Below are 22712 nucleotides of genomic sequence, written 5' to 3'. Positions count from 1 at the left end.
GAACCGGTTCCCCGCCGCGCCCGCCGCGGCGGGGAACTACCGTCCCTCGACGATGATCTGGAAGTTGACCGGCCGGCTGCCGGGGAAGGCGACCTTCCCCGAGGCGTCCACCATCTTGAACCGCACGTAGCACAGGCCCGGCTTGCGCGGTGTGGTGATGTCGGCCCGGATGTCGACCATCGCGCCGGGCCGGGTGTCCTTGATGGGCACGTCGGAGATGGTCTGGCACTGGTCGGCCTGCTGCGGGAGGTCGAGGCGCCGCAGCGAGTACCCCTCCCACGCCACCTTCCCGGCGTTCTTGAACCGCCACACCTTCGCGACGGTCCGGCCGGTGCCGACGCGTGTGCAGTCGGGCAGCGTGATGTCGGCGATGAACACGGCCAGGTCGCCCTTGTGGACGGGCGGGGCCGCCGGCGGGTTGGTCGGGTGCACCGGGCAGTCGGCCGGGGACAGCGCCGCCTTCGACGCGCCGACGGCGGGCTTCAGCCCGTCCCCGCCCGGCCGGGAGCCGCCGCCCGGGTCGACGGCGACCACGACGACGACCACGGTCCCGAGGCCGACCACCACCGCCGCCAGCGTGATCGCCACCGGGCGGGTCAGCCGGAACCGGCCCCGGTGCGCGGGGGCGGGCGGCGGGACGTCGTGCGCGCTCTCGTCGGACGGCGGCGGCTCGGGCGGCGCGCCCGGACCGGGCGGGCCGAGCGGCGGGTCGACGGCGATGTGGACGGCATGCCGTTCCGGGGCGCTCGCGGGGGCCGCGGTTCCCCCGTTCGGGCGCCCCGCCGCGGTGCCCGCGACGGCCTCGGGCCGCCCGGTCCGCGCCGAGCCGACGATCCGGTTCGCCCCTTCCCAGCGTTCGCGGTACTCGGCCGGGTCCGCACCGCACGCCTTGACGAACTCGACGGTGGTGCCCCAGCTGGGGAGCCTGTTGCCCTTCGCGGCCTCGTACAGGGTGGTGTGCGAGATCGCCCCGGACCGGGCTGACATTTCGCGGAACGGCGGATTGCCGACCGATTTCCGCAGTTCCCGCAGGGCCGCCGCAAATTCCTCGACCGCCGCCGCCTGTGCACGCATGTCGTCCACGCGGTGAAGCTAACAGCGTAGGCCGGTCGGCTCAACGTTCCAGTGCGCGGCCTCGGGTCAGCCTCGGGTCAGCCTCAGGTCACATCTCGGATCACGTCTCGGCGTCGAGACCGGCGGCGGCGGCGAACGCCTCCAGCTGCTCCAGGTAGTGGGCGAGGGACTCGTGCCGGACCGTCAGGTTGATGTGGGTCGCGCCCGCCTTCTCCGCCGTCGCGATGATCTCGCCGACCCGGCCGGGCTCGTTGACCGGGTCGAGGCGCTCGCCGGGAGTGAGGAGGACGTCGAAGCCGTCCGGCAGGTCGTGCCGGTCGAGCATCTGCCGCATCAGCTCCGGGGTGGGGCCGCGGAACGACTGCGGCGCCGGCGCCCAGCCGTCCCCGAGCGTGACCGCGCGGCGCAGGGCGCGCTCGCTGTGCCCGCCGATCCACATCGGCACCCGCTCCTGGACGGCGTGCGGGTCGACCACCATGTCCTGGAACGCGTAGTACGGCCCCTCGTACGACACCACCCGGCCGGACAGCGCCGCGCGCAGCGCCCGGAGGGCGTCGTCGGCGCGCGGCCCCCGGTCCTCGAACGGGACGCCGAGCAGGTCGAACTCCTCCTTCAGGTTCCCGACCCCGAACCCGAGGACCAGCCGCCCGCCGCTCAGGTGGTCGAGCGTCCCGTACCGCTTGGCGATCTCCAGCGGGTGGTAGAAGGGCAGCACCAGCACGTACGGCAGGAACCGGAGCCGGCGCGTCCGGCCCGCCAGGAACGCGAACGTGGCCAGCGGGTCGTAGAAGCGCTCCCCGCGGTGCAGGCCGGGCGGCACGGCGACGTGGTCCCCGCAGGTCATGAACGCGTAGCCGAGCCGGTCGGCGGCCTCCGCCACCCGGACGAGCTCGGCGGTGCCCGCCGCGGCCTCCCAGGCCGGGCGGTTGCCCGCCAGCGCCACGATCGGCGAGCTGATCCCTACCTTCACGCGCCTGCCTCCGTTCCCCGCAGCCTCCGCCGCAACCGGATCAAGGGGTCGTCCCCGTCCCTGCTGCCGGACGGCCCCGCGCCCTCCTTGGGCATCAGCCGGCCGGCGTCCGACCTGGTCCACTCCCGGACGGCCCACCGCTCGGCGATCGCCCACCGCCCGTCCCGCCAGGCCATGTGGTCGACGAATCGGACGCCGCTGGTGAAGTTCGCCCGCGGATCGTCGGCGGGCTCGCCCCAGTGGACGGACGTCCCGTACGTCTCGCTGATGGCGGTGTCGCCGAGCAGCTCGACCAGGTGGTTGGCGACGATGTGCATCGTGCCGCCGCGCCGGGCGCGCAGCTTGGGCTCGACCCAGGCGAGGTACTCGTCCAGCGTCCCGTCGAAGCCGGTGTGGTGGTCGAGGGCGTCCGGGTGGTACGCCGACCGGACGAGCGCGAAGTCCAGCCGGTCGATGCCGCGGCAGTACCGCAGGACGACGTCGTGGATCTCCTGCCGGTCGGACCATTCGCTGCGCTGGGCGTCCATATCCCGCGAGTGTGCGGCAACCGGGCCGGGACGCTCTGCCCGCGTCCCGCTGGGCAGGACCCCGGGGCCGGAGGTCAGAGCAGGCCGCGCCGGGCGGCGTGCACCCCCGCCTGGAACCTGGTGCGGGCGTTGAGCGTGCGCATCAGGCGGGCGACGTGGCGGCTGACCGTGCGCGCGCCCATCCCGGTGTGGCGGGCGACGGCCTCGTCCTTGAGGCCGGCGGCGAGCAGGGTCAGCATGTGCCGGTCGGCCTCCGAAAGCCGGGGCCAGACGTCGGGCGGGGCGGCCCCGTCCTCGTCGAAATGCAGCGGGGCGGCCTGCTCCCAGCAGGCATTGAACACGCCGATGAGAATATCGAGGAGGGTGGACGGGCGAATCAGCGCGGTGGTGCCGGGTTCGCCGTCCCGCAGCGGCATCAGCGCCATTTCGTCGTCCACGATGACGAGTTTGGCGGGCGCATTGCCCAGCAGCCGGGCGCGTTCCCCGAGAACGGAGTCCTGCCGGGCTATTTCGAGCCGCTCGGGGATCGCGAGGGCGTCCGGGGTGTAAATGGCGCGGTATTCCACGCCGTTCGCGAGTTGCTCCCGCTCGATCTCGTTCGGCTGGGCGGGATCGACGGCATAGGGCGGTTTGTCAATGGCCTTCACCTGCCGGACCGCGGCGCGCTGCGCCCGCTCGTAGCGCTGGACCACCGCGTCCACCCCGTCGATGATCTCTACCAGTTTCCGGGGGTTGGCGCGCTGCTCGGCGGTGAGCAGGTCGCCGCTGAGCCGCTTGGCCGCGATGCGCGCCCGGATGAACTCCGCCTCGCGGCGGCGGATCAGCGTCTCGACGACCGCGTCCGGCGGGTGCGGGAAGTACACGGGGTCCGGGGCGGGGTCGACGCCGACCATGCCGAGGGCCTGCAGCTCCGCGAGGAGCCCGGCCAGCCGGGGCGGTGGCTCCGCCGACAGCGCCGCCAGCTCGCCGAGCGTGCTGCCCGGATGGTGCAGCAGCGCCGTGTAAAGCGCCTGCTGCCGGACGCTGACACCGAGCGTCGCGAATGGATTCTCCCCGGTCTCGGTCGGCGGGAACATGGACCGGATTATCTAGCAGGAACGCAAACTGGCCAACCCTTCTGCGGCTTATCCCCGGCCGGCTTCGCCGCGCCCGGAGCGTACTCACGAGTACGCGCGCGTGCGCGCGGCCGGAGCCGCCCCTGAAAACCGCAGATCCTGCTCGCGATCCCGGCACCGGCCGCATATCTTCCCTACCCGCGCCCCGGTCGCGCCTCGACCGGAGTCTTCCGACCTTGCCCCGGCCCGGCGGGCCCCGGCAAGTGGCATCGGTGGCGGAAAAAGACACCGGCGGCAACTCGCCAGAACGCGGCCGGGGAGTGCTTTCTCCGGCTCGTCGCAATCATCTACTTTTGCCGCACCCCCCACCCCCAAGGAGAGACCATGTCTCACAGACGCGGCCGACGCGTCGCCGTGCTGTCCGCCGGCGTCCTCGGCCTCGCCGGCCTCCAGGGCGTCGCGGCGGCCCAGCCGGAACCCGCCGCCCCGCCGACGCCCGCCCCCTACTCCGCGGCGACCGCCGCGGACGTGGCGCCGTCCATGCTCGCGGCGATGCAGCGCGACCTCGGCCTCACCGCGGCCCAGGCGAAGCAGGCCCTCGTCAACCAGTTCGAGACGGGCGTCACCGCCGGGAAGCTGCGGCTGAAGCTCGGCGGCAGCTTCGCCGGCAGCTGGGTCACCGGCAAGACCGCAGGGACGCTGCACGTCGCCACCACCGACGCGGCCGAGGCGCGGGAGATCACCGCGCGCGGCGCCCGCGCCCAGGTCGTCGAGCACAGCCTGGCGGAGCTCACCGCCGTGAAGACCAGGCTCGACCGCGCCGCCGCGCACACGTCCACGACCCGCTCCCCCGTCTGGTACGTGGACGTCCAGGGCAACCGGGTCGTGGTGCTGACCTCCGCTCCCGCCGAGGCGCGCGCGTTCGTGAAGGCGGCCGGGGTGCCGGCCGGCTCGGTCACCGTGAAGCGGTCGGACATCAAGCCCCGCACGTACTACAACCTGCGCGGAGGCGACGCCTACTACATGAACGGCTCGGGACGCTGCTCCATCGGCTTCTCGGTCACCCGCGGCGGCCAGCCCGGCTTCATCACCGCGGGACACTGCGGCCAGCCGGGAACGACCACGACCGGGTACAACCAGGTCCAGCAGGGCAGCTTCCAGGGCTCGTCGTTCCCCGGCAACGACTACGCCTGGGTGGCGACGAACAGCAACTGGACCCCGACCGCGAAGGTGAACGGCTACGGGTCCGTCCAGGACCGCGACGTGACCGGCTCGACCGTCGCGCAGGCGGGTTCGCCGGTGTGCCGCTCCGGTTCCACGACCGGCTGGCACTGCGGCACCGTCCAGGTGCTCAACACCAGCGTCACCTACCCGCAGGGCACCGTCTCCGGGGTGACCCAGACGAACGTGTGCGCCGAGCCCGGCGACTCTGGCGGCTCGTTCATCGCCGGCACGCAGGCGCAGGGCACGACGTCCGGCGGCTCCGGCAACTGCTCCAGCGGAGGGACGACGTTCTTCCAGCCCGTGAACGAGGGGCTCTCGGTGTACGGCCTGACCCTGTACACCGGCGGCTCCAACCCGCCCGACGACCCGCCGGACGACCCGCCGAGCGGCACCTGGGCCGTCGGCACCGTCTACCAGGCCGGGGACGTCGTCACCTACAACGGCGCCAGCTACCGCTGCATCCAGGCCCACCAGGCCCAGCCCGGCTGGACTCCGCCGAACGTGCCGGCTCTGTGGCAGGCCGTCTGACCGTCAGCGCCACCCGGCACCCGTGAATGCGGGCGGGCACTCGTCCCCCCTGCCGACCGGCAGGGGGGACGAGTGGCTTTCGGCCATGACGCGCGGGGGGCGCCGGTCGCGAGGGTGGGGACCATGCGATCACGTCCAAGCCTCCGCGCGCTCACCGCTGCGGCGGTCCTGCCGCTCGCCCTGCCCCTCGCCGCCTGCGGCGCGTCCGCCGCCGCCGTCCGCACCGCCGCCGCCGCGCCGGCGACGTTCACCCTGCCGCGCCCGACCGGCCCGCACCAGGCCATCGGCACCACGGAACTGCACCTGGTGGACGAGGGCCGTCCCGACCCCTGGGTCCCCGGCCGGACCCGCGAGCTGATGGTCAGCGTCTGGTACCCGGCCGAAAAGCCGTCCGGGCGGACCGCGCCGTACCTGCGTCCCGGAGTCGCCGACGTGCTCTCCAAGGTCGACGCGCTGGGCGTGTTCAAGGCGGGGACCGTCGACTGGGCGGGCGCGCGCACGCACGCCGCCGAGTCCGCCCCGGCCGACGCGCGGCGCGGCGCGCGGCCCGTCGTCCTCTACTCCCCCGGCTTCGGCGTGCCGCGCGTGCTCGGCACGGGCGTCGCCGAGGAGCTGGTCAGCCGCGGCTACGTGGTCGTCACCATGGACCACACCTACGAGACGGCCCCGGTCGAGTTCCCCGGCGGGCGCGTGGAGAGCCAGCGCCTCCCCGAGCGGCCGGACGGGGTGCTGCGGACCGCGCTCGCCACCCGGGTGCAGGACACCCGGTTCGTCCTCGACCGGCTCGCCGACCTGCGGAACGGCCGCAACCCCGACGCCGAGGGGCGGCGCCTCCCGCACGGCCTCGGCCGGACCCTCGATCTGTCGAAGGTGGGCATGTTCGGGCATTCCGCGGGAGGCATCCAGGCCGCCGAGGCGATGCGCACCGACCGGCGCCTGGACGCCGGCATCAACATGGACGGCACCATGCAGTACGGAAAGGACGATTTCGTCGAGGTCGCCCGCACCGGCCTGGACCGTCCGTTCATGCTGATGGGCGCGGCGACCGGCGGGGACCCGCAGACGCACCGGACCACCCCGTCCTGGGGCGCGTTCTGGGAGAACTCCACCGGCTGGAAGCGCGACCTCAACGTGCCCACCGCCAGCCACTACTCCTACACCGACGTCCAGTCCTTCATGCCCGAGCTGGACGAGACGCTCGACATCTCCGAGCAGGACCGCGCCGCCGCCATCGGGACCGTCGACCCGGCGCGCATGACCGCGTCGAAGCGGGCCTACATCACGGCGTTCTTCGACCGGGCGCTGTCCGGCAGGCACCGCCCGATCCTCGACCGCCCCTCCCCCCGGCACCCCGACGTCCGGTTCATCGACTGACTCGCCGAAGGTCCCGGAAAAAAAACTTTGGGGCGTGTGTTGATCCGCGCTGCCTCCACTCGACCTAGGAGTGAAAGGGTCCCCCGAAGGGGCCTGGACGAGCCAGAGAGAGGCAGAACGATGAAGTACATGCTGATCATGCGCGCCACCGACGAGGGCTTCGCGCAGATGGGCGACGTCGACTTCACGGAGATGATCGCGACCGTCGGCCGCTACAACCAGGAGATGATCGAGGCCGGGGTGCTGGTCGCGGCCGAGGGCCTCGACGACGCCGCCGAGGGCGTGGTGGTCGACTACTCGGCCGAGCCGCCCGTCGTCACCGACGGCCCGTACGGCGAGACCAAGGAGCTGTTCGGCGGCTTCTACATCCTCAACGTCGCCTCCAAGGAGGAGGCCGTCGAGTGGGCGAAGCGGTCCCCGCTGGCCGGCCCCGGGTTCAAGACCGAGATCCGCCGGGTCACCACGATCGACGAGTTCCCGCAGGACAACGAGTGGATCAAGAAGGAGCGGGCCTGGCGCGAGTCCACCGGCCAGCTCTGACCGGGACCACGACGATGACCGAGCCGACCGGCCGGGAGGCCGTCGCCGCCGTGTGGCGGACCGAGTCCGCGCGGATCGTCGGCGCGCTGGCGCGCTACACCGGCGACTTCGCCCTCGCCGAGGACCTCGCCCAGGAGGCCCTCGCCGAGGCGCTCGTGACCTGGCCCCGCGACGGCGTGCCCCGGCAGCCCGCGGGCTGGCTGCTCACCGTGGCCAGGCGCCGCGCGATCGACGCGTTCCGCCGGCGGTCCGCCCTCGACGAGCGGTACGCCGTCCTCGCCCGCGACCTGGGCGAGGGCGGCGCCGCCACCGGGGGCGCGCCCGCCGACCCGGACGCCGGGGACGTCCTGTGGGACCCGGACCGGATCGACGACGACGTCCTCGCGCTGATGTTCGTCTCCTGCCACCCGGTGCTGTCCCGGGAGGCGCGGGTGGCGCTCACGCTGCGCGTCATCGGCGGTCTGACCAGCGACGAGATCGCCACGGCGTTCCTCGTCCCGACCGCCACCGTGCAGGCCAGGATCACCCGGGCGAAGAAGACGCTCGGGGCGGCCCGGGTGCCGTTCGAGGTGCCGCCCGCCCGGCAGCGCCGGGAGCGGCTCGGATCGGTGCTGAACGTGGTCTACCTGATCTTCACGGAGGGGTCCACGGCCAGCTCCGGCGACGCCGTGGTCCGCACCGACCTCGCGGGCGAGGCGCGCCGCCTCGCCCGCGTGCTGGGCCGGCTGATGCCGGACGAGCCGGAGGTCCACGGGCTGCTGGCGCTGCTGGAGCTGACGGCCGCGCGCTTCCCCGCCCGCACCGGCCCGGACGGCGAGGCGATCCTCCTCGAAGACCAGGACCGCACGCTCTGGGACCGCGGCGCCATCGCCCGGGGCCGGTCCGCCCTGGCCCGCGCCGGGCGGATCGGCCGCGGCCTCGGCGCCTACGGCCTGCAGGCGGCGATCGCCGAATGCCACGCCGCCGCCCCGTCGGTCGCGGCGACGGACTGGGAGCGGATCGTCCTGCTGTACGAGGCGCTCGGGCGGCTCGCCCCGTCCCCGGTGGTCGAGCTCAACCGGGCCGTGGCGGTGTCCATGGCCCAGGGGCCGGGGGCCGCGCTGCCGATCGTGGACGGCCTGCTGGCCGCCGGGAAGCTCACCGACTCGCACCTGCTGCCGACCGTCCGCGGCGAGCTGCTCATCCGGCTGGGCCGCACCGGCGAGGCCCGCACCGAGCTGGAACGGGCGATCGCGCTGTGCGCCAGTGAACGGCAGCGGGCCCACCTGGAGCGCAAGCTCACCGGCCTCGGCTGACCGCCGCGCCGGCCTGGTGCGGGGACGGCCCGGGATTGTAGGCGGTGACCAGCCAGGTCGGGCCGGCGTCCGGGGTGGCGTGACCGGTCAGAGGTCGTCGAAGCTGGTCTCTTGCATCGTCCCGTCCGGGCCCAGCGTGAAGATCCTGGGCTCGCCCATGTTCGCGATCGCCTCGGCGTAGGCGGCCTCCCGCTCGGCCTGCTCGCGGCCGGTCGGGTCGGTCACCCGGAACCCGTGCACGTGGACGTCCTCCGGCTCCAGATCGGTGCCCTCCACCCGGCCTTCGATGACGAAGCCGAACAGGGCGCGCAGGGCGTCCTCGCCCATCTCCAGGGGGTGGAACGGCAGCGGGTACGGCTCGCCGTCCGACATGACCGGGTCGGGGTCGACGGGGTGCTCCCCCGCCCAGTACGGACGCTCGAAGTCCAGCGGTTCGCCGATGTTCTCCAGGACGCCGCTGTCCGGGGAGAGGCTGAGCGAGCGCACCAGCTTCCCGTCCTCCCAGATCGCGAACGCCAGCCAGTCGACGACCGAGTGCATCGCGTGCAGGACGATCCGGCGCCCCGCGCCGAGCTCGAGCAGGTGCTCGGGCAGCGCGGACGGGTGGTCGCCGGCGATCCTGCGGTCGATGACCACGTCGGCTCCAGGGAACGCGGCGGCGTAGGTCACGTCGTCGGGCGGGTAGGTGTGGTCGAGGGTGCCGTCGTCGTACGCCTCGACCGCGTACCCGGGGTGGACGCGCCGGACCAGGTCCTCGGCGGCGGCCCGGTCCGAGCGCCGCGCCCGCGCGAGCACCGGCCGTATGTCGCCGTCCGCGAACCCCAGCAGCGCCGTCTTCGCTCCCATGCCACTCCTCACCCGCCTGCGGAGCGGAGGCGCCCGCCCCCGCACGTGCCGGGGACTCTAGAAGAGGGCGCCGACAGTTCCCCGCCGCGGCATCTCCGCACGACACGGCATCTCCACACGATCGGCACAGGTCCGCCGCCACGGCGGCGGCGGGGCGGCGTCCAATGAGGCATGCGCGTGAAGATGATCCTGCCGGCCCTGACCGAGGCGACCTCGCCGTTCTTCCGCCCGATCAAGTACTCGCTGTTCCCGCCGCTCGGCCTCGCCACGCTCGCCGGCTACCTCGGCCCGGACGACGAGGTGACGGTGACCGACGAGCACGTGCAGAAGGTCGACCTGTCGGACGAGCCCGAGCTCGTGGTGATCCAGGTCTACATCACCTCGGCGCGGCGGGCCTACGAGCTTGCCGACCACTACCGCGCCCGGGGCGCGCACGTCTGCCTCGGCGGGCTGCACGTCACCTCGCTGCCGGACGAGGCCGCCCGGCACGCGGACACGGTCTTCCTCGGCCCCGGCGAGGACACCTGGCCGCGGTTCCTCGCCGACTTCCGCGCCGGGCGCCCGGCGCCCCGGTACGCCTCGTCCGAGCGGACGCTCGCGGGGCTGCCGCCGGTCCGCCGCGACCTGATCGCCCGCGAGCGGTACCTGGTGCCGAACTCGATCGTGGTGTCGCGCGGCTGCCCGCACGTGTGCGACTTCTGCTACAAGGAGGCGTTCTTCGAGGGCGGCAAGTCGTTCTACACGCAGACCGTGGACGCGGCGCTGGCGGAGATCGACCGGCTGCCGGGCCGGCACCTGTACTTCCTGGACGACCACCTGTTCGGCAACGCCCGGTTCGCGACCGCGCTGTTCGACGGGATGCGCGGGATGGGGCGGCTCTGGCAGGCGGCCGGGACGGTGCAGGCGGTGCTGCGCCCGGGGCTGCTGGAGAAGGCCGCCGAGTCCGGGCTGCGCAGCCTGTTCGTCGGCTTCGAGACCGTCAACGCCGGGAACCTGACCGAGCAGCGCAAATGGCAGAACATCGACCGCGACTACGGCGCGGTCGTCCGCCGGCTGCACGACTGCGGCGTGATGGTGAACGGCAGTTTCGTGTTCGGGATGGACGAGGACGACCCCGCCGTCTTCGACCGCACCGTGGAATGGGCGGTCGGGCAGGGAATCGAGACGGCGACCTTCCACATTCTGACCCCTTATCCGGGGACGCGCCTTTACGACCGCATGGCGGCCGCGGGCCGGCTCCTCCATTCCGACTGGGACAGGTACGACACCCGGACGGTCGTCTTCGAACCCGCCAAGATGACCGCGCGGGAACTCGAGGACGGCTACTGGCGCGCCTACCGCGACTTCTACCGCTGGGGCTCGATCATGCGCGGCGCCGCGACGAAACCGACGCTGCGCGGCAAGGCCCGGCACGCCGCCTACGCGGCCGGCTGGAAGAAGTTCGAGCCCGTCTGGGACCTCGTCATCCGGGCGAAGCGGGCGGGCCGCGCGCTGCCGCTGCTGGAGGCGACGCTGTCCGGGTTCGGCACGCGCCCCTCCCGCCGGACGGCGGCCTAGGGGTCGTCGAGCCGCCGCGGCGGCGGGTCGAGCATCGGGACGAGGAACCGCCGGGCCAGGGCGGCGAGCTGCTCGTCGTCGTCGAGGTCGACCAGGCGGCTCGGGATGGCCAGGAAGGACGCGGAGATCCGGACCATCATCTCGGCGACGTGGTCGATGTCCAGGCCGTCGGCCACGGTGCCGGCGCGCTGCTCGCGGCGGAGCTGGCCCGCGACGAACTCCCGCACGGTGGCGACCGTCCGCCCGCCGTCGCTGATCATGGACGGGACGACGAGGTCCGGCTCGGTGGCGATCAGCCCGCCGATCAGCGGGTTGCGCCGGATGGCGCGCAGCGAGCTGACGAACCCGAGCACGACCCGGTCGGCCGCGGTCTCGGCCTGCTGGATGTCGATGAGGAACTGGTCGAAGTAGCGGCGGAACTCGCGCCGCACGACGTGCTCGACGAGCGCGTCCTTCGTCACGAACCGCCGGTAGACGGTGATGCGGGAAACGCCCGCCCGCCGGGCGACGTCCTCCATCGTGGACCGCTGGATGCCCATCCTCGAGAACTGCTCGTAGGCGGCGTCGAGAACCCGGGCGCGGGTCGCGTCCATCTCGTCGACCTGCTCCACGGCATCGGTGTACGCGCGTTCGATCAGCGATTCATGTTCGCCCGAGGACGCCATGAGAGAGGACAACACAGAATCCACGATCTCCTCCAGAGACGATCCGATTCTGCCGCAATCCCCGCCTTCCGTCACGGTGGGTCTTGTGGCGGCCGACACAGGTGTGTTCTCATTGGCGCTGTCGCGATGATACACGGAGACGGCTTGCGTTTCAGCGTATCCCCGCGGCGCTCTCACCCCGAGGAGGAGCGAAGGCATGGAGACTCCCACCAGACGCCATGTGCTGATGGCCGGCGGGACGCTGGGCGCGCTCGGCGCGCTGAGCGTCGCGTCGCCCGCGCAGGCGGCGCCACTGTGGACGTGGTCGCCGAAGGGATCGGTCGCGGGCGCCGGCAAGGGCGCCGACCCGCGGTGGGTATGGGACCCCGAGAGCGATGAGCTGGTCGCCTCCCTGCAGGAGGCGGGCGCGGTTCCCGAGGTCAACAAGCTGCTGAAGACCTGGACCAAGAACGGCCAGGACCTGCCGAAGGGCCTGCCGGCCGACCTGAAGGACTTCATCGAGCGCGCCCGGCGGCTCCCGTCGTGGACCGACCGGGGCAAGCTCGCGAAGGCGTTCGAGTTCAACGAGAAGCGCGGGCTGTACCTCGGCGTCACCTACGGCTTCGCCAGCGGGATGATGAGCACGGCGATCCCGCGGGAGGCGCGCGCGGTCTACTACTCCAAGGGCGGCGCGGACATGCGCGACCGCATCACCAAGACCGCCAAGCTCGGCTACGACGTCGGCACCGAGAGGGCCTTCGAGCCCGACGGCGAGATGATCGTGACCTGCGTGAAGACCCGGCTGGCCCACTCGGGCGTCCGGTACCTGCTCCCGAAGTCGGCGTACTGGAACAAGGCCGCCGACGAGGAGATCCCGATCAGCCAGGCGGACATGATGGTCACCTGGCACAGCCTGCCCACCACGGTCATGAAGCAGCTGGCCAAGTGGAAGGTGCCGATCCCCGCCGACGAGTCCGCGGCCTTCCTGCACTCCTGGCAGCTCACCGCGCACATGCTCGGCATCATGGACGAGTACATCCCCGAGTCGTGGGACGAGGCGAACTCCCAGGCCGCGCAGGTGCTCGACCCGATCCTCGCGCCCACACCCGAGGGCATCAAGCTCGCCGACATGCTGCTCAACCTGGCGTCGTTCATCGACCTCGGCATCCTGTCGAAGCCGATCCTCGGCGCCCTCACCCGCTACGTGCTCGGCGACGAGATCGCCGGCTGGCTGAAGATCCCGCGGGAACCGCTGTGGGACCCGATCTTCGAGAACCTCTGGCCGCCGTTCGTGGCCGTCCGCGAGGGCATCCTCGACATGACCGACGCGCCCAAGGAGCTGCGGCAGGTCTACTGGGCCTTCGACGAGATCATCCGCCAGGCGGTGCTGTTCGTGCTGTCCGGGGCCGACTACCCGATCAGCATCCAGATCCCGACGACCAACAACCCCAACTACTGACCGCCCGCGGCGCGTGCCCGCCCGGGCCCCGGAATCCGCCGGTTCCGGGGCTCGGGCGTGTCCGCGTCCGGCGTGTCCGCGTCCGGCCTCCTGCGTGCCCGCGTTCAGCCTCCGGCGTGTCCACTTTCAGGAAATCTTCAGAAATGTGTGACACTAACCGCGGTCGCAGCGCTCTCTGATCATGGCGCGACCCTCACCTCCCCGGCTCGGCCGTGAACGGAGAAGCATGCTCAAGCGGACGATCATCGGCGCGTCGGCGGCCGCCGTGGCGGTGGCCGGCACGGTGACCTGGACGGTCACCGCGAACTCGACCCCGGAGCCGACCGCGGCGACGGCGGCCGCGGCCAAGGGGCCGGGCGCCGGACGCGTCCACGCGCGCGGCCTCCAGGACATGGCCGGCGCCGCCACCGCCCGCGGCGGGAAGACGGCGGGGCTGCCCGCCGCGACGACGGAGCCGTTCAGCCTCGTCGGCGTCACCTGGGACAAGCCGCGCGAGGAGCTGCGCGGGACGGTCCGGGTCCGCACGCGCGACGCCGCCACCGGGAAGTGGTCGGGCTGGCAGGTGCTGGAGCCGGAGCTCGCCGACGCCCCCGACCGGGGGCAGGACGGGCGCGGCGGCACGAACGGGCTGTGGGTCGGGCCGTCCAACGGCGTCGAGGTGCGCGTGGCCGGGCAGGGCCGCACCCTCCCCGAGGGCCTGCGCGTCGACCTGGTCGACCCGGGCGCCCGGACGGCGCAGTCCCCGGGCGCGCCCACGCCGCGCGCCGCCGGGCCGGACGCGGGCACGGGCATGAAGCTGGTCGCGGCCACCACGCCCCTCAACGCGCCCGCCGCCGCACCCGTCACGGCGCCGAAGCCGGCGATCGTGGCGCGCGCCGGGTGGGGCGCGGACGAGTCCATCGTCCGGAACCCGCCGACCTACGACACGTCGGTCAAGGCGGTGTTCGTCCACCACACCGACACGGGCAACGACTACACGTGCGCCGAGTCGGCCTCGGTGATCAGGTCGGTGTTCCTGTACCACGTGAAGAGCCAGGGCTGGGACGACATCGGCTACAACTTCCTGGTCGACAAGTGCGGCACGATCTTCGAGGGACGGGCCGGGGGCGTCGAGCGTCCCGTGCACGGCGCCCACACCTACGGGTTCAACACAGACACCACCGGGATCGCCGTCCTCGGCACCCACACCGCGGCCAACGACCCGACCACGCCCGGCACCGCGCCGGCCGCGGCGGCCCTCGACGGCGTCGCCAAGACCGCCGCGTGGAAGCTCGGGCTGACCGGTGTCGACCCCACCGCGAAGACGATCCTGACCTCGGCCGCCCCGGACGGGTCGGGCGGCAAGTACCCGTTCGGGCAGAAGGTCGAGTTCAACACGATCTCCGGTCACCGCGACGGGTTCGCGACCGCGTGCCCCGGCGAGCAGCTCTACGCCAAGCTCCCCGCGATCCGGACGGCCGCGAAGCAGGTCACGGTCCCGGCCCTGACCGCCACCGTGTCCGGCGCCAAGGCCGCCGGGGGCCGCTACTACACCAAGAGCACGGCCACCCTGAACTGGACGCCGGCCGAAGGCGCCGCCTACACCGTCAGCGTGGACGGGGCGACGGTGGCGAAGCCCGCCGCCGGGGCGTCGTCGGCGACGGTCACGCTCGCGCCGGGCACGCACAGCGTCCAGCTGCACGCCGCCTTCGCCGACGGCACCGCCTCCGCCTCGCCCGTCTTCACGGTCGTCGCGGACACGACCCGGCCGGTCGTCTCGTCCATGGCGCTGGCGCTGCGCAAGTCGACGATCAACGGCACCGCGGTCCCCGTCACGCTGTCCTGGAAGGCCACCGACAACGCGCTGCTCAGCTCGCTGAAGGCCACGTCGCCGTCCGCGAAGACGTTCTCCACGACCACGACGAGCTGGGCCGCGACCTCGAAGGCGGGGGCGACGCAGTCGTGGTCGCTGACCGCCGGGGACGCCGCGGGCAACACCGGCACCGCCGCCCTCAGCCGCTACACCGGCTACTACAACGAGGGCGCCGCGCGCCGCACCGGCACCTGGAAGACCACGACCACCAAGTACTACCTGGGCGGGCGCGGCCTCTACAGCAGCTCCCGGGGCGCCAGCGCGAGCTGGACGTTCACCGGCCGCACCGCGGGCCTGATCTTCAAGCGGGCGTCCAACCTCGGCGCCGTGTACGTCTACGCGGACGGCGTCAAGGTCGCCACGGTGGACACCCGCTCGTCGTCCACCCTCTACCGGCAGCTCACGTGGACGCGCTCGTGGAGCACCAGCGGCAAGCACACCATCAAGATCGTCGTCGCGGGCACGTCCGGGCGCCCGACGGTCGGGATCGACGGCCTGGTCTACCTCCGCTGAGCGAGCCCGTTGCCGATGATCCAGCCCATGCCGAAGGCGGACAGCAGCCCGTTGCCGGACAGGTAGCCGTCGGAGTGCGGCCCGGCCAGTCCGCAGGCGGTTCCACCGCCCGCGTACAGGCCGGGCACCGGCGCGCCGGCGCCGTCGAGGACGCGCCCTGACGGGTCGATCACGAGCCCGCCCTGGGTGGCGAGCAGCCCGTGGGTGACCCAGGCGAGGTGGTAGGGCGCGGTGAGGCGGCGGCGTCCCGGCAGCGGGGCCAGGGCGCGCTCGGTCTCCTCGACCGTCCGGCCGAGCGACGCCGCCAGGTCCTCGATGACGGGACGGTCGTGGACGGCCCCCGCGGCGAGGCATTCGCGCATCATCTCCGACTCGCGGGTGGCGGCCATCGCGGTCGCGTCCCAGACCATCGCGGCGCGCTCGCCCGGCTGGCCCTGGAGGATCCCGGCCATGGACGAGTAGCCCTTGGACTCCTCGTCCACGAAGCGCTCGCCGTCGAGGTTGACCAGCACCGCGCCGTTGAACGGGAGCGCCGGGGACACCCGCGTGCCGTGGTCCACGACGACGAGCCCGGAGCGCAGCCCGGCGCCCATGTTCCGCACCCGCGCGCCGAGCCGCCGCGCCCAGCCGAGCGCGTCGCCGGTCGAGGTGGAGACGCCGCCGTAGAACGGCGTCCCCAGGTGGGGCATGTGCTCCTTGACCAGCGCCTGGTTCCCGGCGAACCCGTCTGTGGCCAGGACGACGGTTCCGGCCCGGACGCGTTGCAGTGACCCGTTCTGCGAGACGACGACGCCGGTGACCTGGCCGCCGTCCGACACGAGGTCGACGACGGGCGCCTCGTCCACGAACGCGACGTTGTCGTGGCCTTCGAGGAGGCCGCGCAGGTGGCGCATGAGCCGCCCGCCGCCCAGCCGCCCGGTGTCGGTGTGCAGCCGCCGGGCCGTCATGCCGGCGCGCGGCATGTCGAGGCCGAGTTCGACGGGGTGGCCGGTGTCCGCGATCCACTCCACGAACTCCGGCGCCGCCGCGCACAGCGCCTCCACGACCGGGCGCCATTCCTCGTCGCCGCTGGCGCGCAGGATGTCGTCGGCGTGCCGTTCCGGCGAGTCGTCCACGCCGGCGGCGGCCTGCCAGCGGGTGCCGCCCGCCGCGAGGGAGCCCGAGGAGATCGCGGCGTTGCACCCCTCGCGCGTCGACTTCTCGAACACGGCGACGACCAGGCCGGGGTCGCGCGCCGCGCGGAGCGCGGTCATCACGCCGCAGGCGCCGCCGCCCGCGATGGCGACGTCGACCTCGGCGTCCCAGCCGGTCACGCCAGGGTCCCGTTCGTGCCGTAGAAGTCGCGCGCGGCGTCGACCAGCGGCCGCGGCGGCCGGGCCCCGTAGAACCCGGTGCGCGCCGGGGCGAGCCCGGTCGCGCGGAACTGCGCGGCGCGCAGTTCCGCGACGCGCACGCACGTGCCGAGCGAGTCGAGCACCGGCACGTCGTCCACCCGCGAGAGGCCCTGGTCGGCGAGGAACACGTTGAGCGGCCCCTCGCCGGGGACGATGACGTTCGCGCCGTCCGCGATCGCCTCGCGGGCGGCCCGGGTGAACGCGTCCAGCAGCGGCGCCGGGTCGGCGTACGCGGCCATCACGTCGGTGAACTCCGCCCCGACCTGCACGATCGGGCCGACGAGCTGATCCAGCCGGTAGTTGCGCATGTTGCGGCGCAGCTGCGGTTCGAGGGCGCCGATGAAGTTGACGATCCCGACGCGGTCGCCGAGCGCGCCCGCCATCAGCACCGACGTCTGCCCGAACGCGATGACGGGGATGTCGACCAGCGTCCGGACCTCCTCGTAGGCGGTGTCGGGGATCGTCGCGATGAGGAACGCGTCGTAGCCCTCGTCCTGCGCGCGGAGCGCCGCGTGCGCGAACTGCTCCCGGTGCAGCCCCGCGAGGTAGGCGTAGCCGATGTGCGTCCCCGGATAGTCGGACGGGTACGTGCCCGGCTTCATCCCGTGGAAGTCGATCTCGGTGCCGGGCGCCGCCTGCGACCGCAGGTGGCGGGCCAGCGCGTCCCGGTAGTGCGGGACGTCGTCCAGGACGGTGAACGACTGGTGCCAGATCCGCATGGTCACGCCCCTGCCGCGCGGGCCGCGGCGTTGGCGCCCGCGATCCGGCCGAACGTCGCGCCGCGCAGCACGGACGTGGAGCCGGTGTAGTTGGAGTAGTACAGCCCGGTCAGCTCCCCCGCCGCGTACAGGCCGGGCATGGGACGGCCGTCGCGGTCGACGACCTCGGCGGCGGACGTGGTCTTGAGCCCGCCGAAGCTGAACACGTTCGCCGCCATGATCGGGTAGGCGGCGAACGGCCCGTCCGCGATGGGCCGCGCCCAGTTCGACTTCGGCGGAGTGAGCCCGTCCGTCGCCAGGCCGTCCGGCTGCGTGTGGTCGAACCCGTCCGAGGGCGGGCAGGCCGCGTTGTAGGCGGCGATGGTCGCCTCCAGCTCCGCGACCGGCAGCTCCAGCCGCCGCGCCAGCTCCCCGATCGTGTCGGCGGTGACGGGCGGGACGTCGGTGCGGACACCCGCCATCAGGTTCGGGACGCCCAGCCCGCGCTGGTCGAGGATCACCCAGGCGATCCCCTCGGTCTGGGCCTGGATGGCGCGAGTCGTCCGCTCGTACCAGGCGTCCACGGTGCCGCGCGCCTCGTCCGCGAACCGCCGCCCCTCCCGGTTGACCAGCACGCCGTAGGGGAAGCAGAAGATCGCCGCCTCCGGCTCGCCGCTGCGCGGGTCGACGGGCTCGGCGTGGAACAGCGCGAAGTTCCCGGCGGTGGCGGCGCCGAGCGCCAGCGCCATCTCCAGCCCCTCGCCCTTGTTGTAGTTGCCGCCCTTGGCGACCGGGCGGCAGGTCAGCGCCCGCTCGCCGTGGTAGCGGGCCATCAGCTCGAAGTTGCCCTGGTAGCCGCCGCTGGCGAGGACGACCGCCCCCGCGAACACGGCCGGGCCGGACGGGGTGTGCGCGAACACGCCGCCGACGCCGTCCCCGGCGGGGACGAGCCGGCGGGCCGTGGTCTCGAAGTGGAACTCCACGCCGAGGTCGCGCGCCGCCTTGCCCATCGTCTCCACGATCGCGAGGCCGCCGCCGACAGGCGCCATCCGGGTCGTCGATTGCGTGAGGAACGGCGTCGGCATGAAGTCGAACCGGACGCCGTGGCCGGACATCCAGCGCAGCGTCGGCGGCGCCTGCTCCGCGAGCGTCGCGACGTAGTCGGGGTCGACGGTGTGGGTGGCGCGGTAGAGCGGGCTCTGCCGCCGCGCCGGGAGCGCCGCGTCGTTGACGATGGACGGGTCCGGGTGGCCCATGAAGTCGTCCACGAGGGCGTCCTCGAAGCCGTCGGCGACCTCGTCCGGCGACTTCATGCGCAGGAACGCCTCGGTGTGGCGGGTGTTGCCGCCGGTCTCGGCCTCCGTGGAGCGTTCGAGGACCGCGACGCGGGCGCCGGCCTCGGCCGCCGCGACGGCCGCCGACAGCCCGGCGACGCCGCCGCCGACCACGACGACGTCGTACCGGTGGGTTGGTTCGGTCATGCCGCGTCCCTTCAGAACCGCAGCTCGGCGGAGGTGGTCACGGTGCCGAACAGCGGCAGCATGTTCGTCACCGAGAACTCGTGGAAGTCGGGGCGGAACGAGGCGCACATGTCCTCGACGACCGTCACCTGGAGGCCGGAGTCGGAGGCGTGCCGCGCCGCCGACTCCACGACCAGGTTCGTCGCGACGCCGCCGAGGACGACCTCGGTGACCCCTTCGGCGGCGAGGACGTCGCGCAGCGCCGTCCCGACGAACGGGTCCACGCAGCCCTTGTCGACCACGGGCTCCCCCGCGACCGGCGCGAGCGCCTTGACGATCTGCGCCTCCGGCGAGCCGGCGAGCATCGCGCGCTGCTCCTCGTAGGGGTCGAAGCGCGGGAGCCGGTTGGTGCGCAGCCTGTAGGACGGGTCGAACGCGAGCCGCACGTGGACGACGAGCGTCCCGGCGGCGCGGGCGGCGGCCAGCACGCGCTCGGCGGTCGCGAGCACGCCGCGCTCGGCGATCTGCGCGGCGAGCGGCGGCATCCGCAGGTGCGGCCCCTCCTCGCACAGCGCGACCTGGTAGTCGAGCATGAGCAGGGCCTTCTTGGCGGCGGTCATCGGGTCTCCTTAGAGGGTTTCGGGCTACCAGGCGGACCAGCCGCCGTCGACGTACACGACCTGGCCGGTCATGTACCCGGCGGCGGGGCTCGCGAGCAGGAGCAGGGGTCCGGCGAAGTCGGTGGCGGGGTCGCCGAGGCGGCCGAGCATCGTGCGCTCGCCGAACCAGCGGAGCCGGTCGGGGTCGTCGCCGAGCGGGGCCGTCATCTGGGTGGGGTAGAAGACGCCGGGGGCGAGGCAGTTGACGTTGACGCCGTGCGGGCCGAGTTCGGCGGCCAGCGCCCGGGTCACGTTCACGACGCCCGCCTTGGACGAGTAGTACGCCGACTCCGGGACGGGCCCGACGCGTTCGGCGTAGACGGTCGTGAGGTTGACGATGCGTCCGCCGCGCCCCTGCCGGGTGAGGGCCTTGCCGGCCTCGCGTCCGACCAGCCAGGTGCCGGTGAGGTTGACCCGGACGACCCGTTCGAACTCCTCGACCGACGTCTCGTCGTAGGGCTTGCGCAGCATGACGCCCGCGGCGTTCACCACGACGTCGAGCCCGCCGTGCCCGCCGGTGACGGCGTCGATGAGGGCGGCGACGGACGCCTCGCCGGTGACGTCCACCTCGTGCGTTGTCGCGGCGCCGCAGGCCCGCGCCGTCTCGGCGAGGTCGCCGGCCCGCGACGCGAGGTCGGCGACGGCGACCGTCGCGCCCGCGTCCGCGAGCGCCCGCGCCGCGCGCTCCCCGAGGCCGCCGGCGGCGGCACCGACCACCAGGGCGACCTGGCCGGTCAGGTCGAAGGACGGCGTCACCACTCGATCTCACTCTCCTCGCTCGCGGCGCCCCGGCCGGCGATCCGGCCGAACACGCCCGCCTTGCCGATGGAGGTGCCGGTCATGTAGCCGGCACCGTGGAAGCCGCCGGTGATCTCGCCCGCCGCGTAGAGGCGCTCGATCGGCTCGCCCCACCAGTCGAGGACCCGCATGCGGGTGTCGACGGTCAGCCCGCAGTACGTCGCGAGGACGACCGTCCCGGACGGGTGCGCGTAGAACGGCGGCCGGTCGAGGGGCGTCGGCGCGCCGACCCCGCCCGACAGGTGGGCCCGGCCGAGCGGGTCGGGGCCGCCGGACTCGATCGCCGCGTTGTACTCGGCGACGGTCCGCTGCAACGAGCCCTCGGGAAGGCCGATCTCGGCCTCCAGCCCGGCGATCGTGTCGGCCGTGAGCAGCATCCCGGCGCGCTCGCGGCCCGCGAACTCGTAGATCGGCACCTCGTCGTTGGCGAGCGCCATCGTCCGGGCGTCGAACACCTGCCAGGTCGTCACGCCGGGCTGGGCGAGCGCGGCGTCGCCGATCTCCTTGTAGTTGCGCGACTCGTCCACGAACCGGCGGCCCTCGCGGTTGACGGCGATGGCGCCCTTGTAGACCGCGAGGATGCCGGTGCCGTCCTCGTCCGGATGCTCGACGTGGAAATGCCCGTAGGTGCCCTTGATGTACGGGGTGTCGCGTACCCCGGCGCCGAGCGCCATCGCCATCTTCAGGCCGTCGCCCTGGTTGCCCGCGCCGCCCTGCCGCAGCGCGTGCTCCATCTGCGGCGCGAACGTGGCGAGCAGGTCCGGGTTCATCGAGAAGCCGCCGGTGGCGAGGACGACCGCGTCCGCCAGGATCTCCCGGCCGCCGGCGAGCCGGACGCCGGTCACCCGGGAGCCGTCGTGCAGCAGCCGGTCGGCCGGGGTGTCGAGCATGATCCGCGCGCCCAGCTCGCCGGCCGCCTTGAGCAGCCGCTCCAGCATCCGGGTGGTGTCGGACGGGTGGCTGCGCGGCACCGACTGCCCCGACGCGGCATGGATCTCGCCGTACCGGACGCCGTGCCCCTTCAGCCAGCGGTACGTCTCCAGCTGGTGCTCGCAGTACAGGTCCACGAGCGCCGGGTCGTTGCGGTGCCTGCCGACGTCGAGGAGGTCCTTGCGGAGCAGGTCGACGGAGTCGGCGATGCCCTGCTCGGCCTGCTCGTCCGTCCCGGCGAAGGCGGACAGGCCCGCGGACTTCACCGTGGAGCCGCCGATGTCGCCGGTCTTCTCCAGCAGCAGCGCGTACTGCCCGGCCTCGGCGGCGGCCAGCAGCGCGGCGCACCCGGCGAGGCCCGCGCCGAGGACGAGAACGCCCACCCGCTCGGGCGGCGCACCGGTCTCGACCGGCAGGCCGGGAAGGGCGCTCACTCGAAGCTCCCGTACTCCCGGTCGAGCGCGCTCTCGGCGGCGCTGAACGCCGGAAGGTTGAACAGCTCCTGCCGCTGCGACCAGGTGGCCATCCGGTCGGCCCGGGACGCGGTCTCGCCGTGCTCCCGCAGGTGCGCGAGCGCCTCCCGGCCCGCGAGGTGCATCGAGCGCATCAGGTAGTTGGCGAACAGCACGACGCCGAAGCCCAGGCGGGCGTACTCGGCCACGTCCAGCTGCGGGGTCTTGCCGCCCTCCACGACGTTGACGAGCAGCGGGACTCCGGCCAGCTCGCGGCCGACCAGCTCCAGCTCCTCGACCGTCCGGGGCGCCTCGACGAACAGCGCGTCCGCGCCCGCCTCGGCGTAGGCGCGGCCCCGCTCGATCGCCTCGTCGATGCCGTACGCGGAGCGGGCGTCCGTCCGGGCGATGATGACGAGCCCGTCGTCCTCCCGCGCCTCGCACGCCGCCGCGATCTTGGTCTGCATGTGCCCGGACGGGATCAGCGTGTGCGCGTCGAAGTGGCCGCACCGCTTGGGCATCTCCTGGTCCTCCAGCTGGAGGCCCGCGACCCCGGCGCGCTCCAGCAGCCGGACGGTCCGCATCGCCGACAGCGGCCCCCCGTAGCCGGTGTCGGCGTCGCAGATCAGCGGGACGCGGACGGCCTCCGCGAGCCGCCCGGCGTGGTCGGCGACCTCGGCCTGCGAGACGAGCCCGATGTCGGGGAGCCCGTACCCGGCGTTGGCGAGCCCGGCGCCGGTCGCGTAGACGGCGGCGAATCCGGCCTCCTCGACGAGCCGGGCGCCGAGCGCGTCGGTCGCGCCGGGCAGCACCAGCGGCTCGATCGCCGCACCCGGCGCGGCGGGCGTGGCGGCGGCCAGCGC

Annotated in this window: 20 protein-coding genes; 7 read left to right on the top strand and 13 right to left on the bottom strand. The window is 73.4% G+C overall.

Annotation, left to right across the window (positions count from 1 at the left end; genetic code table 11):
- Nucleotides 1-36: 36 nt before the first annotated feature.
- From AB0K34_RS03835 to AB0K34_RS03820, 4 genes are all read right to left on the bottom strand, one after another.
- On the bottom strand, nucleotides 37-1074 hold the full coding sequence (locus AB0K34_RS03835; protein ID WP_364545522.1) for an NBR1-Ig-like domain-containing protein: 1038 nt from the start codon (nucleotides 1072-1074) through the stop codon (nucleotides 37-39).
- Between the two features lie 100 nt (nucleotides 1075-1174).
- On the bottom strand, nucleotides 1175-2044 hold the full coding sequence (locus AB0K34_RS03830; protein ID WP_138636315.1) for an LLM class F420-dependent oxidoreductase: 870 nt from the start codon (nucleotides 2042-2044) through the stop codon (nucleotides 1175-1177).
- Complete coding sequence (locus tag AB0K34_RS03825) at nucleotides 2041-2571, bottom strand: nuclear transport factor 2 family protein (protein ID WP_138636316.1); 531 nt, start codon at nucleotides 2569-2571, stop codon at nucleotides 2041-2043. Before AB0K34_RS03825 ends, AB0K34_RS03830 begins: the two co-directional genes overlap by 4 nt.
- Nucleotides 2572-2645: 74 nt before the next feature.
- Nucleotides 2646-3647 carry a LuxR family transcriptional regulator gene (locus AB0K34_RS03820; RefSeq protein ID WP_138636317.1) on the bottom strand — a complete coding sequence of 334 codons (1002 nt, stop codon included), beginning with the start codon at nucleotides 3645-3647 and terminating at the stop codon, nucleotides 2646-2648.
- 363 nt (nucleotides 3648-4010) lie between these two features.
- On the opposite strand from AB0K34_RS03820, the gene AB0K34_RS03815 reads away from it, so the two are divergent.
- The 4 genes from AB0K34_RS03815 to AB0K34_RS03800 all read left to right on the top strand — a co-directional run bounded on the left by AB0K34_RS03815 (nucleotide 4011) and on the right by AB0K34_RS03800 (nucleotide 8587).
- Nucleotides 4011-5378, top strand: a complete 1368-nt coding sequence (locus AB0K34_RS03815; protein ID WP_364545141.1) for a carbohydrate-binding protein — start codon at nucleotides 4011-4013, stop codon at nucleotides 5376-5378.
- Nucleotides 5379-5501: 123 nt separating this feature from the next.
- Nucleotides 5502-6752: a lipase gene (locus AB0K34_RS03810; RefSeq protein WP_205719217.1), complete on the top strand. Its 1251-nt coding sequence runs from the start codon at nucleotides 5502-5504 to the stop codon at nucleotides 6750-6752.
- Nucleotides 6753-6872: 120 nt separating this feature from the next.
- Nucleotides 6873-7292: a YciI family protein gene (locus AB0K34_RS03805; protein ID WP_138636319.1), complete on the top strand. Its 420-nt coding sequence runs from the start codon at nucleotides 6873-6875 to the stop codon at nucleotides 7290-7292.
- 14 nt (nucleotides 7293-7306) lie between these two features.
- The gene (locus AB0K34_RS03800; protein WP_138636320.1) at nucleotides 7307-8587 is read left to right on the top strand and encodes a DUF6596 domain-containing protein; all 1281 of its coding nucleotides are present in this window, start codon (nucleotides 7307-7309) and stop codon (nucleotides 8585-8587) included.
- An 87-nt stretch (nucleotides 8588-8674) separates the two neighbouring features.
- Here AB0K34_RS03800 and AB0K34_RS03795 read toward each other — a convergent pair whose 3' ends face one another.
- Complete coding sequence (locus AB0K34_RS03795; RefSeq protein ID WP_138636321.1) at nucleotides 8675-9433, bottom strand: hypothetical protein; 759 nt, start codon at nucleotides 9431-9433, stop codon at nucleotides 8675-8677.
- Nucleotides 9434-9604: 171 nt separating this feature from the next.
- Between AB0K34_RS03795 and AB0K34_RS03790 the strand changes: the two genes are divergently transcribed.
- Nucleotides 9605-10990 carry a radical SAM protein gene (locus AB0K34_RS03790; RefSeq protein WP_138636322.1) on the top strand — a complete coding sequence of 462 codons (1386 nt, stop codon included), beginning with the start codon at nucleotides 9605-9607 and terminating at the stop codon, nucleotides 10988-10990.
- On the opposite strand, the gene AB0K34_RS03785 is transcribed toward AB0K34_RS03790, so the two are convergent.
- The gene (locus AB0K34_RS03785) at nucleotides 10987-11679 is read right to left on the bottom strand and encodes a TetR/AcrR family transcriptional regulator (protein ID WP_240807524.1); all 693 of its coding nucleotides are present in this window, start codon (nucleotides 11677-11679) and stop codon (nucleotides 10987-10989) included. The two genes, AB0K34_RS03790 and AB0K34_RS03785, sit on opposite strands and share 4 nt — an antisense overlap.
- Before the next feature lie 172 nt (nucleotides 11680-11851).
- Here AB0K34_RS03785 and AB0K34_RS03780 point away from each other — a divergent pair, with 172 nt between their 5' ends.
- Nucleotides 11852-13093, top strand: a complete 1242-nt coding sequence (locus AB0K34_RS03780) for an oxygenase MpaB family protein (protein ID WP_138636323.1) — start codon at nucleotides 11852-11854, stop codon at nucleotides 13091-13093.
- Between the two features lie 226 nt (nucleotides 13094-13319).
- Nucleotides 13320-15458, top strand: coding sequence for a peptidoglycan recognition protein (locus AB0K34_RS03775; protein ID WP_364545136.1), 2139 nt, complete (start codon nucleotides 13320-13322; stop codon nucleotides 15456-15458).
- Here the strand turns inward: AB0K34_RS03775 and AB0K34_RS03770 are convergent.
- From AB0K34_RS03770 to AB0K34_RS03740, 7 genes are all read right to left on the bottom strand, one after another.
- Nucleotides 15446-16771 (bottom strand): FAD-binding protein, encoded by a 1326-nt coding sequence (locus AB0K34_RS03770; protein WP_205719218.1) that lies wholly within the window; start codon nucleotides 16769-16771, stop codon nucleotides 15446-15448. The genes AB0K34_RS03775 and AB0K34_RS03770 overlap by 13 nt on opposite strands.
- Nucleotides 16768-17571, bottom strand: coding sequence for an aspartate/glutamate racemase family protein (locus AB0K34_RS03765; RefSeq protein WP_138636325.1), 804 nt, complete (start codon nucleotides 17569-17571; stop codon nucleotides 16768-16770). Before AB0K34_RS03765 ends, AB0K34_RS03770 begins: the two co-directional genes overlap by 4 nt.
- A gap of 2 nt (nucleotides 17572-17573) precedes the next feature.
- Nucleotides 17574-19031: an FAD-dependent oxidoreductase gene (locus tag AB0K34_RS03760; RefSeq protein ID WP_138636326.1), complete on the bottom strand. Its 1458-nt coding sequence runs from the start codon at nucleotides 19029-19031 to the stop codon at nucleotides 17574-17576.
- Between the two features lie 11 nt (nucleotides 19032-19042).
- The gene (locus AB0K34_RS03755; RefSeq protein ID WP_138636327.1) at nucleotides 19043-19630 is read right to left on the bottom strand and encodes a cysteine hydrolase; all 588 of its coding nucleotides are present in this window, start codon (nucleotides 19628-19630) and stop codon (nucleotides 19043-19045) included.
- 24 nt (nucleotides 19631-19654) lie between these two features.
- On the bottom strand, nucleotides 19655-20428 hold the full coding sequence (locus tag AB0K34_RS03750; RefSeq protein ID WP_138636328.1) for an SDR family oxidoreductase: 774 nt from the start codon (nucleotides 20426-20428) through the stop codon (nucleotides 19655-19657).
- Nucleotides 20422-21831 carry an FAD-dependent oxidoreductase gene (locus AB0K34_RS03745; protein WP_138636329.1) on the bottom strand — a complete coding sequence of 470 codons (1410 nt, stop codon included), beginning with the start codon at nucleotides 21829-21831 and terminating at the stop codon, nucleotides 20422-20424. Before AB0K34_RS03745 ends, AB0K34_RS03750 begins: the two co-directional genes overlap by 7 nt.
- Nucleotides 21828-22712, bottom strand: an 885-nt coding sequence (locus AB0K34_RS03740; RefSeq protein WP_364545132.1) for an oxaloacetate decarboxylase, incomplete at its 5' end; no start/stop codon positions are given. The genes AB0K34_RS03740 and AB0K34_RS03745, both read right to left, overlap by 4 nt.

Origin of the sequence: Actinomadura sp. NPDC049382 (assembly GCF_040677125.1) — a bacterium.
GTDB classification, from domain to species: Bacteria; Actinomycetota; Actinomycetes; order Streptosporangiales; family Streptosporangiaceae; genus Spirillospora; species Spirillospora geliboluensis.
The sequence above is the reverse complement of the archived record's forward strand: the minus strand, read 5'-3'. Positions and strand labels throughout refer to the sequence as shown.

Bases quoted from the DNA above. Each gene is read 5' to 3' on its own strand.
- AB0K34_RS03800 (WP_138636320.1), top strand. From the start codon at position 7,307: ATGACCGAGCCGACCGGCCGGGAGGCCGTCGCCGCCGTGTGGCGGACC.
- AB0K34_RS03815 (WP_364545141.1), top strand. From the start codon at position 4,011: ATGTCTCACAGACGCGGCCGACGCGTCGCCGTGCTGTCCGCCGGCGTC.
- AB0K34_RS03790 (WP_138636322.1), top strand. From the start codon at position 9,605: ATGCGCGTGAAGATGATCCTGCCGGCCCTGACCGAGGCGACCTCGCCG.
- AB0K34_RS03820 (WP_138636317.1), bottom strand. From the start codon at position 3,647: ATGTTCCCGCCGACCGAGACCGGGGAGAATCCATTCGCGACGCTCGGT.
- AB0K34_RS03825 (WP_138636316.1), bottom strand. From the start codon at position 2,571: ATGGACGCCCAGCGCAGCGAATGGTCCGACCGGCAGGAGATCCACGAC.
- AB0K34_RS03835 (WP_364545522.1), bottom strand. From the start codon at position 1,074: ATGCGTGCACAGGCGGCGGCGGTCGAGGAATTTGCGGCGGCCCTGCGG.
- AB0K34_RS03810 (WP_205719217.1), top strand. From the start codon at position 5,502: ATGCGATCACGTCCAAGCCTCCGCGCGCTCACCGCTGCGGCGGTCCTG.
- AB0K34_RS03760 (WP_138636326.1), bottom strand. From the start codon at position 19,031: ATGACCGAACCAACCCACCGGTACGACGTCGTCGTGGTCGGCGGCGGC.
- AB0K34_RS03755 (WP_138636327.1), bottom strand. From the start codon at position 19,630: ATGACCGCCGCCAAGAAGGCCCTGCTCATGCTCGACTACCAGGTCGCG.
- AB0K34_RS03780 (WP_138636323.1), top strand. From the start codon at position 11,852: ATGGAGACTCCCACCAGACGCCATGTGCTGATGGCCGGCGGGACGCTG.
- AB0K34_RS03775 (WP_364545136.1), top strand. From the start codon at position 13,320: ATGCTCAAGCGGACGATCATCGGCGCGTCGGCGGCCGCCGTGGCGGTG.
- AB0K34_RS03765 (WP_138636325.1), bottom strand. From the start codon at position 17,571: ATGCGGATCTGGCACCAGTCGTTCACCGTCCTGGACGACGTCCCGCAC.
- AB0K34_RS03795 (WP_138636321.1), bottom strand. From the start codon at position 9,433: ATGGGAGCGAAGACGGCGCTGCTGGGGTTCGCGGACGGCGACATACGG.
- AB0K34_RS03805 (WP_138636319.1), top strand. From the start codon at position 6,873: ATGAAGTACATGCTGATCATGCGCGCCACCGACGAGGGCTTCGCGCAG.